The organism is Sphingopyxis jiangsuensis (assembly GCF_016734905.1).
Classification (GTDB): Bacteria; Pseudomonadota; Alphaproteobacteria; order Sphingomonadales; family Sphingomonadaceae; genus Sphingopyxis; species Sphingopyxis jiangsuensis.
In genome coordinates, this window is sequence record NZ_JAERPO010000003.1 from 138,305 (window position 1) to 155,674 (window position 17,370).

Sequence of the window (17,370 nt, forward strand, 5' to 3'; positions counted from 1 at the left end):
AGGGCCCTAGCCGGGGCGCGTGCCGGTGTCGCTGTAATCCTTGAATTTCTCGCTGAAATTCGCGTGATAATCCTCGACCTGCAGATCGGCGTTTTCGGTCGCATCGGCGGTCGAATCGCCGCTCGCGCGGTTGAGCGCGATGACTGCGGCATGGAAGGCGCCGCGCTCTGCGGTGCAGATCGATTTCAGCCCCATTTCGAATTCGGTCGGCGATTTCTTGTCGTCGAGCGACTTCAGCATGTGCGTGTTCAGGCATTTGGTGAAGACAACCCGCGTGCGGTCGACCGTCGCGCTCGGTGTCTGGACCATCATCGCCAGGACGATTGTCGTCATAAGCATCCCGTTACTCCCCAGTTCCGGATGTTCTTGTCCAAAGGAGAATAAACCATGGCCGTCGAAAATGGGAGCGCCTTTCTGCTCAAGGTCGGCGACGGCGCGGCGCCGCCCGCCTATGCCACCGTCGCGGGGCTGCGCACGACGCAGCTGTCGGTGAACGGCGAGGCGGTGAACGTCACGACCAAGGATTCGGGCGGCTGGCGCGAATTGCTGTCGGGCGCGGGGGTGCGGTCGGTGTCGGTGAGCGCGGCGGGGATCTTTACCGGATCGGACGCCGAGGCGCGGCTGCGCGGACATGCGCTGGCGGGCACGATCGACGATTATGAGCTGAGTTTCGAGAGCGGCGAACGGATGCAGGGGCGCTTCCTCGTCACGCGGCTCGACTATGCCGGCGATTATAATGGCGAGCGGCAATATACGCTGAACCTCGAATCGAGCGGTCCGGTGGTGAGCCTGTGAGCGGCGCGGCGAATGCGATGCGCGGCGAGGCGGAGCTGCGCGTGGGCGATGCGTGCCTCGTCCTGCGGCCGAGCTTTGCGGCGCTGGTCGCGGCGGAGACCGAGCTGGGGCCGTTGTTCGCGCTGATCGAGCGCGCGGCGGACGGACGGCTGGCGCTGGGCGAGCTTGCGGCGCTGTTCTGGCATTGCGTGAAGGAGCGGCCCGACGGGCTGACGCGCGACGCGATCGGCGAGGCGGTGGTGGCAGCGGGGCTGGCGGCGGTGACGCCGGCGCTGCGCGTGCTGATCGGGCAGATCTTGCAGGGGCGGTGAGGGGTGGAGGAGCGATCCTCCCTGTGCCGCAGGCATGGGGAGGGGGACCGCCGCGAAGCGGTGGTGGAGGGGCCGTGATGTCGTGCCATTCGCCCCTCCGTCAGCGGCTTTGCCGCTGCCACCTCCCCATCGCTGCGCGACAGGGAGGATTACTGTGTCTGATCCTGGGTTTGGCGTCTCGGCGGTCCGGTTGCTCGGCACGATGGCGCGCATTGCGGGGTGGCGGCCCGAAGAGTTCTGGGCGGCGACGCCGGCCGATGTTGCGGCGGTGCTGGGCGGGTGGCGCGACGAGGAGGCGGGCGGTGCGGGGGTCGACCGCGCGGCGCTGGGCGCGATGATGGAGAGCTTTCCCGATGGACGAGTTTGACGAGATGCGCGTGTCGGTGCGCGCCGACACGGGGGCGTTCCGGCGCGACATCGCCGCGATGCGCGCCGCGATGGAGGGGCCGCTGGCGCAGGGCGCCGACGCGGCGGGGCGCGCGATCGAGCGGTCGCTGGCGCGCGCGATCACGAGCGGCAAGCTGGGGTTCGAGGATCTGAAGCGGCTCGCGCTGTCGGTGATGGCCGATATTGCGCGCGCCGCCGTTGCGAACGCCGTTGCGGGCGGCGGCCAGCAGGGCGGTGGGGGCGGCGGGCTGGCGTCGCTCGGCGCGTCGCTCGCGCTCGCGCTGTTCGGGGCGCCGGGGCGCGCGACGGGCGGGCCGGTGAGCGCCGGGCGCGCCTATCGCGTCGGCGAGCGCGGCCCCGAATATTTCGTGCCGACCGCGAGCGGCCGGATCGAGCCTGCGGGCGCGGCAACGCGCAACATCGCGATCACGGTCAATGTGCGGGGCGAGGCGGGGGCCGATCCGCAGCGGCTGGCGCAGACGGGACGGCAGCTTGCGCGCGCGGTGCGGCGCGCCGTGGCGGCGGGGGAGGAGTGATGGGCTGGGCGCTGGTGGCGAAGGCCGAGCCGCATCATCGCAGGAGCTGGGTCAAACGCTTCGACCCGCGTTTCTGGACGGTCGATTTCGCGCGGCCGATGATGGCGAGCGCGGTGACGATGGCGCCCGACGCGCTGCGCGTCGATGCGGTTTTCTATAACCGGCACGATCTGGCGGGGCTGATCTGGGAAGCCGAGGACCGCTGGGACCATCCGCTGCTCGCCTATGAAACGCGGCGTGATTTCCGGAACACGCAGCTTAGCTTTCGCTGGCGGTCGGGCGGGGTGAAGCCGCTCGACGCGCTGCACGGGCCGACGCTGACGATCGAGGGGCGCGACGCGGCGGGAAACCCGCGCGCCTGGTATGTGAGGCTGTGGAATTATGCGGCGGGGAGCGGCGAGGATGCTGTCGTCACGCTGGATTTCGACGCGCTCGACGGCGGCTTTGCGCTGCCGGGCGAGGCCGATCCGGTGTGGGCGGGCGATGTCGACCGCATGTTCATTTCGCTGGTGCCGCCCGCTTATGACGGGAGCGCGGGGGTGCTGGCGGTGCCCGTCGAGGGCTGGGCCGAGATGAGCGGCATAGCCTGCTCGGGGTCGGGGTCGGTGCTCGCGATCGGCGATGCGGTGCTGCCCGAGACGGCGCTCGGCATGACCAACGGCTATGACGATTGCTATCATCTGACCCCCGCGCGCGTCGTGCGGCAGATCGTCCAGCTCGGCTATCGCGGCGATGTCGTCCATTATGTCGGGATGAGCCATTATATGCGGCTCGAGCCGCTGGGCGGCGGCCATTATGTGAGCCTGGCGGGCGGGACGCTCGCGAGCCCGTGCGCCGCGTGGCACGCGGCGCTGGCGGCGGCGTGCCGCGATGCCGGGCTGGGGATCATCTGGTCGCTGTCGTACGAAGTGTTCGACGCCTATTGCTGGAACGACTGGAAGCAGCGCGACGCATCGGGCGCCCCGGCGCTGACGGGGTGGGAGCCGCCCTCGACCCTGCTGTCGCCCGCCAATGCGGCGGCGATGGGATATTTGCAGCTCGTCGCGCGCGCCTTTGTCGGACTCGCGCGCGATGCGGGGCTGGCGGTGAAGTTCCAGGTCGGCGAGCCCTGGTGGTGGACCAATGCGGGCGGGCAGCTTTGCGCCTATGACGCGGCGACGAGCGCGGCGCTCGGCGCTGCGAGCGTCGCGATTCCCGATGTGCGCGGGCCGCAGGACGGCGCGGTGTGCGCGATGCTCGACGCGCTCGGGGCGCTGCTCGCGACGTCGACCGCTGCGCTCGTCGCGGCGGCGCGCGACGAGGCGGGGGCGGCGTGGGCAGTTGGGACGGGGAGCCATTTGCTCGTCTTCCTGCCGACTGCGCTCGACCCCGACGCGCCCGAGCTGCGCCGCGCCAATGTGCCGCTCGGCTGGGCGACGCCGGCGTTCGATGTGCTCCAGCTCGAGGATTATGACTGGGTGACCGCGGGGCGCGGCGCCGAGACGGCGGGCGCGCGGACGGCGATGACCGTGCGGCTCGGCTATCCGGTCGCCGGGCAGCATTATTTCGCGGGCTTCGTGCTGAACGCGGCGGATCGCGCGCAATGGGCGCCGATTGCCGACGCCGCCGATGCCGCGCGGCGCGCGGGGGTGGCGCGCGCCTTCGTCTGGGCGCTGCCGCAGGTCGCGCGCGACGGTTTTGTGAGCTTTGACGGGGAGGATGAGGTGCAGGCTTTCGATCCGGTCGACTTTCCGCTCGCCATCGGGCGCGAGGCGGTGGCGGCAACCGAATTTTCGACGCAGATCATAAGCTCGCCTGCGGGGCACGAGCAGCGCGCGAGCGAGTGGGCCGAGGCGCGGATGCGCTATGACGCGGGGCCGGGGGTGCGGTCCGAAGCCGATGTGCGGACGCTCGCCGATTTCTTTCGCGCGCGGCGCGGGGCGGCGCGGGCGTTCCGCTTTCGCGACCCCTTCGACCAGAGTTCGGCGGCCGACGGCGGGCTGCCCGGACCCGGCGACCAATGGCTCGGCGACGGTGACGGGGTGCGGCGCGGCTTTGCGCTGGTGAAGCGGTACGGCGACGGCGCGGCGGTGCAGGAGCGGCGGATCGCGCTGCCGGTCACGGGAAGCGTGCGCGTGTCGGTGGCCGGGATCGAGACGGCGGCGTTCGTGGTCACGGAGGCGGGCGAGGTGCTGCTCGACGCGCCGCCGCCCACAGGCGCGGCGGTGCGCGCGGGGTTCCGCTTCGACGTGCCGGTGCGCTTTGCCGAGGACCGGCTCGAGGTCAGCCGCGCGACCTTCCTTGCGGGCGAGCTGGCGAGCGTGCCGCTGGTCGAGGTGCGCGCGCCATGGTGACGGCGGCGCCCGACTGGCTGCGCGAGGAAGTGGTGACGCTCGCCTGGTGCTGGCGGCTGTCGCGGCGCGACGGGGTCGTCATCGGGCTGACGTCGCACGACCGCGACCTTGCCATCGACGGGCTCGTCTATCGCGCCGCGCCGGGGATGAAGCCGTCGGCGCTCGAAACGCGCGATGCGATCGAGGCCGAGACGATGGACCTGGGCGGCGCGGTGACGAGCGATGCGATTGCCGCGCGCGACCTTGATGCGGGACGCTGGGACGGGGCCGAGATGACGCTGTTCGTGACCGACTGGACCGCGCCGGGTGCCGCGCCGATCACGGTCGCGCGCGGGTCGCTGGGCGCGGTCGAGCGGCGCGGCGCGGCGTTCACGGCGGAATTGCAGGGGGTGACGCGCTGGCTCGACGCGCCGGCCTGTCCCGCGACCTCGCCCTCGTGCCGCGCGGCGCTTGGCGACCGGGCGTGCCGCGTCGACCTCGCGCCGCGGACGCATGTGCGGCGCGTGGTCGCGGTCACGGGGCGGTCGGTGACGCTCGATGCGCCGGTTGCGGCGGGGGCGATGACCTATGGCGCGCTGATGTGGATGGCGGGCACGAATTGCGGGATCGAGGTGCCGGTGATGGCGAGCGAGGGGGCGGTGTTGCACCTCGCCGAGGCACCGCCGGCGATGCCCGAATTGCCGGTGCGCGTGCGGCTGGTCGAGGGGTGCGACAAGCAGCTTGCGACGTGCCGCGACCGTTTTGGCAATGCGGTGAATTTCCGGGGCGAGGCGCATTTGCCGGGCAATGATCTGCTCACGCGCTATCCGGGTGGCTGAGGTCGGGGTTCGGGCCTTTGCAGCGGCGCGGGCCCTGGTCGGGGTACGGTTCCGCCCGCAGGGGTGCGAGCCGGCGACGGGGCTCGACTGCGCAGGGCTGGTGTGGGCGGCCTATGCCGCTGCGGGGGTGCGGCTGGTGCGCCCGCGCGCCTATCCGCTGCGCGGGTGGAGTCGCGAACGGATCGAGGCGGCGCTGCGGGCGGCGGGGTTTGCCGCGGTTGAAGGCGGCGCGCGAGCGGGCGACGTGGCGCTGATCGCGCTGCCCGCGGGGCAATTTCATCTGGCGCTGACGGGGCCGGAGAGCCTGGTTCACGCGCATGCGGGGCTGCGGCGCGTGGTCGAGACGCCGCTGGAGGCGTCCGATGGCGCGGCGCGGCGCTGGCGGCTGCGCGGCGACGATTGAGGGAGAGGATCATGGCAACTCTGGTGCTGACGGTGGTCGGCGGCATCGTCGGCGGTCCCGTCGGCGCGGCAATCGGCGCGGCGGTCGGGCAGCAGGTCGATGCGGCGATCTTCAAGCCCAAGGGGCGCGAGGGGCCGCGGCTCGCCGACCTGCGCGTGCAGGCGTCAACCTATGGCCAGCATGTCCCGATGCTGTTCGGGACGATGCGCGTCGCGGGGAGCGTGATCTGGGCGACCGACCTGATCGAGCACCGGAACAAGCGCGGCGGCGGCAAGGGGCGGCCGTCGACGACCGAATATAGCTATACGGTGTCGATCGCGGTCGCGCTGTCGTCGCGGCCGATCCGGGCGATCCGGCGTATCTGGGCCGACGGCAATCTGCTGCGCGGCGCGAGCGGGACGTTCAAGGAACGCTGCACCTTTCGCTGGCATGGCGGCGGCGAAGACCAGCCGGTCGACCCGCTCGTCGCGTCGGCGGTGGGGCTTGCGTCGGCGAGCGCCTTTCGCGGCCTCGCCTATGCGGTGTTCGAGGATCTGGAGCTGGGCGCGTTCGGCAACCGCATCCCGGCGCTGACCTTTGAAGTCGAGGCCGATGCGGGCGATGTCGACGCGGGGCTGGTCGCGGCGGCGCTGACGGGAGAGGACGGGCGCGTTGCGGGGAACTGGCCCTTTGCGGGCTATGCCGCGTCGGGCGACGGCGTGCGCGACGCGCTGGCGCCGCTGTTCGAGGCCGACGCGACGCGGCTCGTGAGTGCGGGCGCGGCGTGGCAGCTTGCGCCCGCCGAGGCGACCGGCGATCCAGCGCCGCTCGCCGCCTATACCGAAGCGCGGCGCGCGGGGGCAGCCGATGAGGCGGCCGAACGGCGGCGCGTACCGCTCGCGTCGCTGCCGGCGTCGATCCGGCTGCGCCACTATGAACCGGCGCGCGACTATCAACTGGGGCAGCAGGCGGCGGCGGTAGCGGGCGGCGGGGTGCGCGAGGAGCGTATCGACCTGCCCGCGGCATTGGGGGCGGCGTCGGCGCGCGCGCTGGCGCAAAAGCTTGCCGCAGCGGCAAGCGACGGGCGCGAGACGCTGGTCGTGCGCGGCGATCTGGCGGCGCTCGCCTTGCCCGTGGGCGGGTTGGTTGCGGCAGCAGAGGGTGGAATCTGGCGGCTGGCGGCGCGCACGGTGCGCGACGGCGAAATTGCGCTGGAGTTGCGGCGTCATGCGCCGGTTCCGACAACGCCGGTCGCGGCAGACCCGGGCCAACCGGTCGCGGCGCCCGACTGGCCCGACGCCGACGGCGTGGTGCGGTTGTTCGACCTTCCGAGCATCGACGGACAGGCCGCGACGGCGCCGCGCATCCTTGTCGCAGCGGCGGGGAGCAACGACGGGTGGCGCGGCGCCGACGGCTGGTTCGTCGCGGCGCCGGGGAGCGAGCCGGTCGCGCTCGGGACGATTCGGCCGGCGGCGGCGCTTGGTGCGCTTTCGGCGCCGCTCGGCGCGGGAAGCGCATGGATATTCGACGCGGCGAACGGTGCGACCGCGGCATTGGTCAATCCGGCGATGACGCTCGAATCGATCGACGATTTCGCGCTGCTCGGCGGCGCCAACCGCGCGATGATCGGCGACGAGCTGATCCAGTTCGGCGATGCCGAGCCGCTTGGCCCCGGATTGTGGCGATTGTCGCGCCTGCTGCGCGGCCGGGCAGGGACGGAGGCGGTGGCGCATCCGGCGGGGACGCCGTTCGTGCTTCTCGACGATACCGCGCTGCTGGCGCTGCCCGATGCCCTCGCGCGGTTCGCCGAATCTTCCGATGCGACCCTGCACTGGGCGGCGCGGGGCGCGGTCGACATGACGGTCGAGGCGGTGCCGGGAAGCGCCGCCGCGCTGCGCCCGCTCGCCCCCGTTCACGGTCGCATCCGCACCGACGGCGGAGGGATGGTGGTCGAATGGATACGCCGAAGCCGCGCCGACACCGGATGGCGCGACGCGGTCGATCTGCCGCCTGGCGAAGCGGCCGCCGCGTGGCGCGTCACACTCGACCCGCCCGCGCCGGGCGTCGGCCCGTGGTCCGTGTCGGAGCCCCGGCTGGAAATCGGCGCGGCGGCTATGGCCGGGGTCGCACCGGGGACCGCCATCGAGGTGCGGCAGGTCGGCGATTTCGGCCTGTCGCTGCCGCTGCGCATGCCCTTGACCTGAAAGGAAACTTCATGACCGACTTGTCCGCAACACCGCGCCTGTCGCTGCCGCTGCTCGCGACCGCGCAGGCGCAAAAGGAAGTCACGCACAACGAGGCGCTGGTGTTGATCGATGCGCTCGTGCAAATGGCCGTGGTCGACGGACCGCAATCCGACCCACCGGCGGCGCCGACGCCCGGCGATGCCTGGCTTGTCGGGGCCGCGGCCACCGGCGCCTGGGCGGGGCAGGACATGACGATCGCCATCTGGACCGCCGGCGGGTGGCGATTCGTCGTGCCACGCGCCGGCATGCGGGCTGCACGCCTTTCGGACGGGGTGATGCTTCGCTTCGCTGCCGGTTTATGGGTGGCGCCCGACAGCGTCGCCGTACCTGTCGGCGGCGCAACAGTCGACGACGAGGCGCGCGCCGCAATAGCGGCCGTGATTTTGGCGCTTGCCGCGCAGGGTCTTATGATACCAAGCTGATTTTGCATTACTTGACCTATAAACTGCGACTTTTTGGCAACAGATTAACGATTTGTTGGCTTGCACGGAACCAAAGGCAGGGGTAGGACGTCTGACGAGACGTAAATCTCAATTGAAAGGGGAATTTATTATGAGGAAGCTTGCCGTCGCAGTGGCGTTGGCCTCCACTGCCCTTGCGTCGCCAGCATTGGCGCGCGACAACTCCTGGTATGTCGGTGTTGGGGCAGGTGTGACGATCGTCGAGGACATGGACCTTGATATCGCAACCTTCAACAACGCTGGCACGCTGGACCATCGCACCGGCTATGACGCAGAAGGCGTTGTCGGCTATGATTTCGGCCCGTTCCGCGCCGAAGTCGAAGTCAGCTGGCGCGAAGCCGACATCAAGTCGGGCCGCTTCGTCACTCCGGGCATCCCGAGCCAAGCGAACGGCACTGGTTCGTTCGTCGGCTCGACCGACCTGAACGGCGACTCGAACGCGCTCAGCTTCATGGTCAACGGTTTGCTGGACTTCGGTCCCGACGATGGTCTGCAGGGCTTTGTCGGCGGTGGCGCCGGTATCTCGCGCGTTTCGGTCGAGCCGGTCTTCGCCGGTCCGTTCATCGACGATTCGGACACGGGCTTTGCCTGGCAGGCGCTCGCGGGTATCCGCGCACCGCTCAGCAGCAACTGGGACGTCGGCCTGAAGTATCGCTTCTTCAACGCCAGCGGCCTCGACTTCGTCGATCAGGCTGGCCGCGACGTTTCGACGCGCTTCCGGTCGCACTCGATCCTCGGCACGCTGACGTACAACTTCGGTGGAGCGGAACCGCCGCCGCCGCCGGCTCCGCCGCCGCCGCCGCCTCCCCCGCCGCCTCCGCCTCCGCCGCCGCCGCCGCCGCCGGTCGTGCAGTGCGAGCCTGGGCCGTACATCGTGTATTTCGACTGGGATCAGTCGAACATCACGCCGGAAGCGGCTTCGACGCTCGACAATGCGATCAGCGCCTACAACCGCGGTTGCACGGGTACGCAGGTCATGCTCGCCGGTCACACCGACCGTTCGGGTTCGGCACGCTACAACGTCGGTCTGTCGGAACGCCGCAACGCGTCGGTCCGCAGCTATCTGACGGCCCGCGGCATTGCCGACGGTTCGATCAGCTCGGAAGCGTTCGGCGAAACGCGTCCGGCTGTTGCGACCGCCGACGGCGTCCGCAACGACCAGAACCGTCGCGTGGAAATCACTTACGGTCCGAACTCGGGCATGTAAGACCGGTTTCCATTCCCGACGGGGACTGGAAGAAAAGAGGGGCGGTACCGAAAGGTGCCGCCCTTTCTTTATGCGTGCGCTGTTCGTTGGCGCGTGCGTCAAGCGCCGCGACACATTGATCGCCGCGCTGCCAGCCGCGCTGCTTATTCATTTGGCAGCGTGGTAAAAATGTTATATCGTCTCAATGCCGGTGAGGAGCGGTCGCGACTGTCGCGGAAGCGTCGCCGGTTGCACGACGCCGCGGACGCCGGCGACAGCGCGCCGCGGCCCGTGCCCGAAAGGGAGAGAGCGCCATGCGCAAGCGCCGCAGCATTTTCCGTGCCGATCCGAACGCCAGCCCCGACATCAACACGACGCCGCTGATCGACGTCATGCTCGTGATGTTGGTGATGTTCGTCATCACCATCCCGGCCCCGACGCATGTCGTCGACATCACATTGCCTTCGGGTGGTCCCGATATTCCCGTCGCCGACGAGAATCGGGTGACGATCGACACGGCCGATGTCATCCGCTGGAACGACGAGGCGGTGGATGTTGCGGAGCTGGGCATGCTGGTCAAGCGCGCGTCAGAGCGCGCGCAGCCCGCCGCGATCCTGCTCGAACCCGATGCCCGCGCGCGCTATTTGCGCGTCGACCAGGCAATCGGGGCGATCCGCCGCAACGGCGCGAAATCGGTCGGCTTTCCCGGTATCCACCAGTATCGCGACAGCATCTAATCTGTCGCGCGTGCGGCCCGCGCCGGTCGATTCAGGACGCCGGAGCGGTGCCGGGGCGCAGATATTGCATCATATAGCCGACATAGTCGGCCTTGCCGAGCGGGACGCCCATATGGCGCAGAACCGCATAGGCGGCGACGAGGTGGAAGTAGAATTGCGGCTGCGCCCAGTCGCGGACATAGGTCGCCGCGGTCATGTCGAACGCCATCCCGTTGGGGAGGGTGAAGCCGACCGCGCGATCAGGGTCTGCGTCGAGCGCGGCACGGTCGACGGTTTCGAGCCAGCCGAGGCTGTCGGCAATCTGCTGCTGAAGGCCCGCGAAATCGGCGGCATCCTCCTCGAACGCCGGGGCACCGGTCGCCCCCAGCCGCGTCGGCGACTGAAGCGCCTGGAGGCAGGAAAAGCGAACCTGCGCCGCGAGCGGGAACATGTCGGGGGCAATCCGCGCGGCAAGCAGTTGCAACTCGCCGACGCCATTGTCCTTGCCCCACGCCAGCGCCTTGTCGAGCTGCGCCGACAACGCGCGCAGGCCGTTGGCGTAAGCAGGGACGGTCGATTCATAGAGCATGATGTGTCCTTTGGTCAGGCGACGAGATTGTCCTGGAACTGCAGCCGCGCGAGCCGCGCATAGAGGCCGTCGGCGGCGACGAGGTCATCGTGGCGCCCCTCCTCGACGATGCGGCCTTCGTCCATGACGACGATGCGGTCGGCCGCACGCACGGTCGCGAGGCGGTGCGCGATGACGATGGTCGTGCGGTCGTGCATCAGCGCTTCGAGTGCGTCCTGAACGAGCCGTTCGGACTCGGCGTCGAGTGCCGAAGTCGCCTCGTCGAGCAGCAACAGCGGTGCGCGGCGCAGCAGCGCGCGGGCGATCGCGACGCGTTGGCGCTGGCCGCCCGACAGCCGCGCGCCGCCCTCGCCCATGAAGGTGTCGAGCCCGTCGGGAAGCTTGCGCAGAAACTCCTCGGCATTCGCCGCGCGTGCCGCGGCCCACAGCTCGTCGTCATCGGCGTCCCAATTGCCGTAGCGCAGATTGTCGCGCGCCGACGCCGCGAAGATCACCGTTTCCTGCGGCACCATGGCGATCCGCGCGCGAATGTCGGCGGGGTCGGCCGCGGTGAGCGGAACGCCGTCGAGGCGGATCTCGCCCGCCTGCGGGTCGTAGAAGCGCTCGGCGAGCTGGAAGAGCGTCGACTTGCCTGCGCCCGACGGGCCGACGATCGCGACGGTCTCGCGCGGGCGGATGCCGAGCGTGAAGTCGTGGAGCGCGGGCGCATCGGGGCGCGTCGGATAGCGGAATTCGACGCGCTCGAATTCGAGCGTGCCGAGCGGCGGTACCGGGAAGGCGCGCGGCGCGGCGGGCACCGAAATATCGGGTTCGGCGACGAGCAGCTCGTTGAGCCGCTCGGCGGCGCCCGCGGCGCGGAGCAGGTCGCCATAGACTTCGGTGAGCGCGCCGAATGCACCCGCGACAAGCCCGCCGGTGAGCACGAAGGCCGCGATGGTGCCGCCGGTGATCGTCCCCGCCGCGACCCCCGCCGCGCCGTACCAGAGCAGCGTCGTGATCGCGCCGAAGAGCAGCCCGATGACGATCGCGGTCATCACCGCGCGCAGGCGGATGCGGCGGCGCGCGGTCGCGAAATTCGCCTCGACCGCGCCGGCGAACCGCTCGGCTTCGCGCCCTTCCTGTCCGAACGCCTGGACGATCTTCATCGCGCCGAGCTGTTCGGCGGTCGTCGCGCCGATGTCTGCGACGCGGTCCTGGCTCGACCGCGACACCTTCTGAAGGCGGCGGCCGAGCAGGACGATCGGCAGGATGATGATGGGAATGCCGAGCAAGATGCCGCCGGTGAGCTTGGGCGAGAGCGAGAAGAGATAGATGATGCCGCCGATGCCCATGACGGTGTTGCGGAGCGCGACCGAGACGGTGGTGCCGACGATCTGTTCGATGATCGCGGTATCCGACGTCATGCGCGAGGCGATTTCGGACGGCCGGTTTTCCTCGAAAAAGCCGGGGGCGAGCCGCAGCAGGTTGCGCTGAACCGCCTGCCGGATGTCGGCAACGGTCCGCTCGCCGACCCACGACACGAAATAGAAGCGCACCGCGGTCGCGAGCGCGAGCAGGACGACGATCAGGTAGAAGAGGCGGAAATGCGGCGCGACGTCGCCGCCACCCGCGACGAAGCCGCTGTCGATCATCTCCTTGAACTGCCACGGGATCGCGAGCGTCGCGAGCGCGGCGACGCCGAGCGCGATTGCCGCAATCAGGATCTGGAGCGGATAATCGCTCGCAAAATGCCACACCATGCGCAGGCTGCCGAGCTTTCGCGGCCGCGAATCCTGCACGGGGGAGGGGGCGGGCGGGGCGGGTTGTTCGGTTGTTGTCGCCATCGGTCATCGCCCTAGCAGCCCGTCCGCAGCCGCTCAACGCCGCAGAATCGCGCCCTGCTTCAAGCGCTTTGAAGCCCAGCCAAATGATGCGTTGCACAATGACACCGATGGCCTAGGATGCCCGCCAACACGCGGCGCCGTCAGAGCGCCGGAGACGGACGCAAGGAATATCGATGCTGTATCACGCATTTGAAATGCAGAAGAGCTGGCTTGCCGGCGCGAGCGCGCTGGCGACCGCGGGCGCGCAGGTCATGCAACATCCCGCCAACCCGCTCGGCTATTTCGGCGGCAGCCCCGCCTTCGCCTCGGCGCTCGAGGTGTTCGCGCACGCCGCGGCGCCGCGCGGCAAACCGCGCTTCGACCTGTACGACACCGTCGTCGATGGCGAGACGGTGCGCGTGACCGAGGCGGTCGAGGCGCGCAAGCCCTTTGGCCAGCTCAAGCATTTCAAGCACAAGGGCACGAAGGATGCGCCCAAGCTGCTGATCGTCGCGCCGATGTCGGGCCATTATGCGACGCTGCTGCGCGGCACGGTCGAGCGCATGCTGCCAGGCCATGACGTGTGGATCACCGACTGGCGCGACGCGCGCAACGTCCCGCTCGAGGACGGGCATTTCGACCTCGACGATTATATCGACTATATCATCGGCTGGCTCGAGCATATCGGGCCGGGCGCGCATATGCTCGCGGTGTGCCAGCCGTCGGTGCCGAGCTATGCCGCCGCGGCGATCATGGCGGCGGCAAAGCATAAATGCCGCCCGCGCACGCTGACGATGATGGGCGGGCCGATCGACACGCGCAAGGCGCCGACCGCGGTCAACCAGCATGCGACAACGCGCCCCTATGCCTGGTTCCAGGAAAATGTCATCGCAACCGTCCCCGCTTATTATCCGGGCGCGGGGCGCCGCGTCTATCCGGGCTTCCTGCAACTCGCGGGCTTCATGTCGATGAACCTCGGCAATCATATGACGAGCCATTGGGAGATGTTCAAACATCTGGTCGACGGCGACGACGAGAGCGCGGACAAGACCAAGGAATTCTATGACGAATACCGCGCGGTCTGCGACATGACCGCCGAATTCTACCTGCAGACGGTCGACGCGGTGTTCCAGCGCCACCTGCTGCCCAAGGGCGAATTGCTGCATCGCGGCAAGCCGGTCGACCTCAATGCGATCGAGGATATTGCGCTGCTCGCGATCGAGGGCGAGCGCGACGATATTTCGGGGATCGGCCAGACCAAGGCGGCGCTGACGCTCGCCAAGTCGCTGCCCGCCGCGAAGAAGAAATATCTGATGGCGAAGGGCGTCGGCCATTATGGCATCTTCAACGGCCGCAAATGGCGCGAGGAAATTGCGCCGGTGGTTGAGGCGTGGATTTGCGGTAACGGCGGGTAGGGGCGGCGGTCCAGCACCCGGAATCCCGGACTTGATCCGGGCTCCATAGCAGCGCCGAAATCATGGGTCCCGGATCAGGTCCGGGATGACGAAAGGCGGGAAACGACCGGTTGCGGCCATCAGATCCTCCCTGTGCCGCAGGCATGGGGAGGGGGGGAGGGGCAGACACCTACCCCTTCGTAGCCATAGCGCCGTGCCTTCAATGCACCGGCGCGACCCGGACGCTCCAATAGACGATGTAGAGGATCGCGGCCCAGGCGAGCAGCACCATCGCCATGCCGGCGCGGCTTGAGGGGTGTTTGCTGGCGGCTGCGGCGACGGCGTGGAATTCGCTCCATAGCGCGCGCGGGATCAGGCGGCGGACGAGGATCAATCCGGCGGGGACGAGGATCAGGTCGTCGATCCAGCCGAGCACGGGGATGAAATCGGGGACGAGGTCGATCGGCGACAGCGCATAGGCCGCGGCCGCGAGCGCGATCAGCCGCGCGGGCCAGGGCGTGCGCGGGTCGCGGGCGGCGAGCCAGGCGGCGTGCGCCTCGACCGCGAGGCGGCGGCCGAAATCGGCGATGCGTTCGGAAAGGGATTTGCCCGGCATGGCGGCACCATAGAAGGTTTGTCCGTCATTGCGAGCGAAGCGAAGCAATCTCCAGCCGCCGCGATAGCACCGTCATCGAGACTGGAGATTGCCGCGTCGCCTGCGGCTCCTCGCAATGACGATATTGTGGGACGGCGGTCTTCGCCTATGATCCGTTCATGGCTATCCAACTGAAAAGCGCGCGCGTCGAGCGCTGGCCCGTGACGGGGAGCTTCGTCACCAGCCGCGGCGCCAAGGAACATGTCGACGTCATCGTCGCCGAGATCGAGGGCAGGGGCGAGGTCGGGCGCGGCGAGGGGACGCCCGTCTATTATCTGGGCGAGGACGCGACGGGGTGCCGCGACGAGATTTTGCGGGTCGCGTCGCTGATCGCCGACCTGGAGGCCGCCGAGGCGCGCGCGGCGGTTCAGGAAATGATGGCGGCGGGGGCGGCGCGCAACGCGCTCGACTGCGCGCTGTGGGACCTCGAGGCAAAGCAGCGCGGGATGCGGCTGTGGCAACTCGCGGGGTGCGACGGTGCGCCGACCGCGCGGCTGACCGCCTTCACCATCTCGCACGGACGGCCGGGCGAGATGGCCGAGGCCGCGGCGACCGCGGCCGCCGACGGATACCGGCTGCTCAAGGTCAAGCTGACCGGCGACGACGACCGGCTCCGCGTCACGGCGGTGCGCAAGGGCGCGCCCGACGCGCGGCTGATCGTCGATGCCAACGAAAGCTGGGGACAGGTCGATATCTTGAGCGAGGCCGAGGCGCTGTCCGACCTGGGCGTCGAGATGATCGAACAGCCGGTGCCGGTCGGCGCCGATGCCCTGCTCGACCCCATTTACGCGCCGATCCCCTTCATCGCCGACGAAAGCTGCCACACCGCCGCCGACGTCGCGCGGATCGGCGCCTTTTACGACGGCGTGAACATCAAGCTCGACAAGGCGGGCGGGTTGACCGAGGCGCTGCGCCTTGCCGATGCGGCGGACGCGGCCGGGCTGTCGATCATGGTCGGATGCATGCTGTGCACGAGCCTGGCGATCGCGCCGGCGTTCGTGCTCGCGCAGCGCGCGCGCTGGGTCGACCTCGACGGTCCCGCGCTGCTCGCGCGCGACCGCGAGGGCGGGTTTGAGTTTCGCGAAGGGCAGGTCGCACCGCGCGTGGGGTGAGGACGCCCCGGACGTCATATGGGTTTCGTAAATCGTCATCCCGGCGAAGGCCGGGATCTCGACCTCGCGATTTGTCGCACCGGCGAGATTCCGGCCTACGCTGGAATGACGATCGATGAGGTGGGCTAGAGCGCCACTTCGGCGTGCTGGCCGAGGTCGCCTTCCTTCATCGTCATGCCGGTCGCGAGCTTGAACATGCCCTTGATGCCCGCGTCGGCGGTCCAGATTTCGGCGTCGTCGAGGTCGAAGCGCAGCAGCAGCAGCTTGGGGTCGTCCTTGCCGCCCTCGTACCACGCCGCGACGCCGTTGCTCCACAGCTTGTCGAGAACCGCGCGATCGGTTTCGGGGCGCAGCGTTCCCGAAATGCAGGCGAAGAGGTCGTGGCCCTTTGCCGCGAACTGCGCCATCGCGGGGCCGCCGCCCGCGAGGCGGTTGTCGGTCGCGGTGAAAAACCAGAAGGCGCTGTTCGCATCCTTGTCGAGCTGCGCGCGCATCGGGATATGGTGCGCGCGCTCGCCAGTCTGGCCGACCATGACATTGGGGCTGTCGGCGAGTTCTTTCCAGAACCGCTTCTTGATATCGTCGCTCATGGGGGGACTCCTTTCGGTTGGTTCAAGGAGTCAACGCGGCGCCGCGCCATATGTTGCTCCGCCTCAGCGCGGGTGGGGGTCGGCGTAGCTCACCACCTCGAACTCGATGCCGTCGGGGTCGAGGAAATAGAAACGGCGGCCGGGTTCGTAATCGCCGTGGTTGAACGGGGTGAGCCCCGCGGCAGCGACGCGCGCTTCGGTCGCGTCGAGGTCGTCGACCTGGACGCCGATATGCTGGAGCGGCTCGCCCTTCGGATAGCGCACGCCGGCATGTTCGCCGTCGGGGCCGGTGTAGAGCGCGAGATAGGCGGTGTCGCTGCCGACATGGATCGTGCGGCCGCCGTGAAGCGAGGGGCCGCGCCAGCGCTCGTTCCAGCCGAAAATGGCGTGCATCAGCGCGGCGCTGCGGTCGGGGTCGCTGACGGTGATGTTCACATGCTCGATAAAGGGATGCGCCACGAAAAAACTCCTGATTCGGGTTGACGCAGACAGTTATGAAAGTTCAAGTGAGGTTTAGGTCAAGGGCCAATGACGAAAGGAGCGACGATGCACCGCACCGACCTGATATCGATCGGCGAGCTTGCGGCGCGCACCGGCGTCGCGGTGTCGGCGATCCGCTTTTACGAGGCGAAGGGGCTGGTCGAGGCGCTGCGCACGCGCGGCGGGCAGCGGCGTTTCCTGCGCGCCGACATCCGCCGCGTCTCGTTCATCCTGATCGCGCAGCAATTGGGGCTGGCGCTCGAGGAAATCGGCGCCGAACTCGCGCGCCTGCCCGCGGGGCGTACGCCGAATGCGGCCGACTGGGCGCGGATCAGCACCGGGCTGGGCGCGCGGATCGACGCGCAGATCGCGTCGCTGCAACGGACGCGCGAGCTGCTGGGCAATTGCATCGGCTGTGGGTGCCTGTCGCTGAAGAAATGCGCGCTCTACAACCCCGGCGACAAGGCGGCGCAGCGCGGCGCGGGGCCGCGTTACCTGCTCGGCGACCGGGCGGGGGAGATTGCCGAGGTGGGGTGAGGGGGCGTTGTTGGGGGCGACAGGTAGGAGGTGGGGAGCG

At 69.3% G+C, this 17,370-nt stretch carries 20 protein-coding genes; 14 read left to right on the plus strand and 6 right to left on the minus strand.

Annotated elements, in window-relative coordinates:
- Nucleotides 1-6 precede the first annotated feature (6 nt).
- The gene (locus JI743_RS13645) at nucleotides 7-333 is read right to left on the minus strand and encodes a hypothetical protein (protein ID WP_236660007.1); all 327 of its coding nucleotides are present in this window, start codon (nucleotides 331-333) and stop codon (nucleotides 7-9) included.
- 54 nt (nucleotides 334-387) lie between these two features.
- Between JI743_RS13645 and JI743_RS13650 the strand changes: the two genes are divergently transcribed.
- The 11 genes from JI743_RS13650 (at nucleotide 388) to JI743_RS13700 (ending at nucleotide 10,192) form a co-directional block, all read left to right on the plus strand.
- The gene (locus JI743_RS13650; protein ID WP_201928894.1) at nucleotides 388-795 is read left to right on the plus strand and encodes a phage major tail protein, TP901-1 family; all 408 of its coding nucleotides are present in this window, start codon (nucleotides 388-390) and stop codon (nucleotides 793-795) included.
- Nucleotides 792-1,106, plus strand: coding sequence for a gene transfer agent family protein (locus tag JI743_RS13655; RefSeq protein ID WP_201928895.1), 315 nt, complete (start codon nucleotides 792-794; stop codon nucleotides 1,104-1,106). Before JI743_RS13650 ends, JI743_RS13655 begins: the two co-directional genes overlap by 4 nt.
- A gap of 154 nt (nucleotides 1,107-1,260) precedes the next feature.
- The gene (locus JI743_RS13660) at nucleotides 1,261-1,473 is read left to right on the plus strand and encodes a phage tail assembly chaperone (RefSeq protein WP_314816760.1); all 213 of its coding nucleotides are present in this window, start codon (nucleotides 1,261-1,263) and stop codon (nucleotides 1,471-1,473) included.
- Entirely contained in the window at nucleotides 1,460-2,029 is a 570-nt protein-coding gene (locus tag JI743_RS13665) for a tail tape measure protein (protein ID WP_201928896.1), read from the plus strand. Before JI743_RS13660 ends, JI743_RS13665 begins: the two co-directional genes overlap by 14 nt.
- Nucleotides 2,029-4,362 carry a DUF2460 domain-containing protein gene (locus JI743_RS13670; protein WP_201928897.1) on the plus strand — a complete coding sequence of 778 codons (2,334 nt, stop codon included), beginning with the start codon at nucleotides 2,029-2,031 and terminating at the stop codon, nucleotides 4,360-4,362. Before JI743_RS13665 ends, JI743_RS13670 begins: the two co-directional genes overlap by 1 nt.
- Nucleotides 4,356-5,180 (plus strand): phage/gene transfer agent baseplate hub protein, encoded by an 825-nt coding sequence (locus JI743_RS13675; RefSeq protein ID WP_201928898.1) that lies wholly within the window; start codon nucleotides 4,356-4,358, stop codon nucleotides 5,178-5,180. Before JI743_RS13670 ends, JI743_RS13675 begins: the two co-directional genes overlap by 7 nt.
- Nucleotides 5,173-5,583, plus strand: coding sequence for an NlpC/P60 family protein (locus tag JI743_RS13680; RefSeq protein ID WP_330902886.1), 411 nt, complete (start codon nucleotides 5,173-5,175; stop codon nucleotides 5,581-5,583). The genes JI743_RS13675 and JI743_RS13680 overlap by 8 nt, the downstream gene beginning before the upstream one ends.
- A gap of 11 nt (nucleotides 5,584-5,594) precedes the next feature.
- Nucleotides 5,595-7,766, plus strand: a complete 2,172-nt coding sequence (locus JI743_RS13685; protein WP_201928900.1) for a GTA baseplate fiber-binding domain-containing protein — start codon at nucleotides 5,595-5,597, stop codon at nucleotides 7,764-7,766.
- Nucleotides 7,767-7,777: 11 nt separating this feature from the next.
- A complete protein-coding gene (locus JI743_RS13690; RefSeq protein WP_201928901.1) occupies nucleotides 7,778-8,230 on the plus strand; it encodes a DUF2793 domain-containing protein in 453 nt (150 codons plus the stop codon).
- Nucleotides 8,231-8,360: 130 nt separating this feature from the next.
- A complete protein-coding gene (locus JI743_RS13695) occupies nucleotides 8,361-9,476 on the plus strand; it encodes an OmpA family protein (RefSeq protein WP_201928902.1) in 1,116 nt (371 codons plus the stop codon).
- 293 nt (nucleotides 9,477-9,769) lie between these two features.
- Nucleotides 9,770-10,192 carry an ExbD/TolR family protein gene (locus JI743_RS13700; protein WP_201928903.1) on the plus strand — a complete coding sequence of 141 codons (423 nt, stop codon included), beginning with the start codon at nucleotides 9,770-9,772 and terminating at the stop codon, nucleotides 10,190-10,192.
- A 31-nt stretch (nucleotides 10,193-10,223) separates the two neighbouring features.
- Here the strand turns inward: JI743_RS13700 and JI743_RS13705 are convergent, their stop codons facing one another.
- Both JI743_RS13705 and JI743_RS13710 read right to left on the minus strand, forming a co-directional pair.
- The gene (locus JI743_RS13705) at nucleotides 10,224-10,760 is read right to left on the minus strand and encodes a DUF1993 domain-containing protein (RefSeq protein WP_201928904.1); all 537 of its coding nucleotides are present in this window, start codon (nucleotides 10,758-10,760) and stop codon (nucleotides 10,224-10,226) included.
- A gap of 14 nt (nucleotides 10,761-10,774) precedes the next feature.
- Nucleotides 10,775-12,583 (minus strand): ABC transporter transmembrane domain-containing protein, encoded by a 1,809-nt coding sequence (locus JI743_RS13710; protein WP_201928905.1) that lies wholly within the window; start codon nucleotides 12,581-12,583, stop codon nucleotides 10,775-10,777.
- A gap of 173 nt (nucleotides 12,584-12,756) precedes the next feature.
- Here JI743_RS13710 and JI743_RS13715 point away from each other — a divergent pair, with 173 nt between their 5' ends.
- Nucleotides 12,757-13,977: a polyhydroxyalkanoate depolymerase gene (locus JI743_RS13715; RefSeq protein ID WP_201928906.1), complete on the plus strand. Its 1,221-nt coding sequence runs from the start codon at nucleotides 12,757-12,759 to the stop codon at nucleotides 13,975-13,977.
- Between the two features lie 199 nt (nucleotides 13,978-14,176).
- Here the strand turns inward: JI743_RS13715 and JI743_RS13720 are convergent, their stop codons facing one another.
- Complete coding sequence (locus JI743_RS13720; protein ID WP_201928907.1) at nucleotides 14,177-14,572, minus strand: YkvA family protein; 396 nt, start codon at nucleotides 14,570-14,572, stop codon at nucleotides 14,177-14,179.
- A gap of 158 nt (nucleotides 14,573-14,730) precedes the next feature.
- Here JI743_RS13720 and JI743_RS13725 point away from each other — a divergent pair, with 158 nt between their 5' ends.
- Nucleotides 14,731-15,723 (plus strand): dipeptide epimerase, encoded by a 993-nt coding sequence (locus JI743_RS13725; RefSeq protein ID WP_201928908.1) that lies wholly within the window; start codon nucleotides 14,731-14,733, stop codon nucleotides 15,721-15,723.
- Nucleotides 15,724-15,848: 125 nt separating this feature from the next.
- Here JI743_RS13725 and JI743_RS13730 read toward each other — a convergent pair whose 3' ends face one another.
- Together JI743_RS13730 and JI743_RS13735 are read right to left on the minus strand one after the other, a co-directional pair.
- Entirely contained in the window at nucleotides 15,849-16,313 is a 465-nt protein-coding gene (locus JI743_RS13730; protein ID WP_201928909.1) for a pyridoxamine 5'-phosphate oxidase family protein, read from the minus strand.
- Between the two features lie 63 nt (nucleotides 16,314-16,376).
- Nucleotides 16,377-16,772, minus strand: a complete 396-nt coding sequence (locus JI743_RS13735) for a VOC family protein (protein WP_201928910.1) — start codon at nucleotides 16,770-16,772, stop codon at nucleotides 16,377-16,379.
- 87 nt (nucleotides 16,773-16,859) lie between these two features.
- Here JI743_RS13735 and soxR point away from each other — a divergent pair, with 87 nt between their 5' ends.
- Nucleotides 16,860-17,330: a redox-sensitive transcriptional activator SoxR gene (soxR, locus tag JI743_RS13740; RefSeq protein WP_201928911.1), complete on the plus strand. Its 471-nt coding sequence runs from the start codon at nucleotides 16,860-16,862 to the stop codon at nucleotides 17,328-17,330.
- The last annotated feature ends 40 nt before the right edge of the window (nucleotides 17,331-17,370 follow it).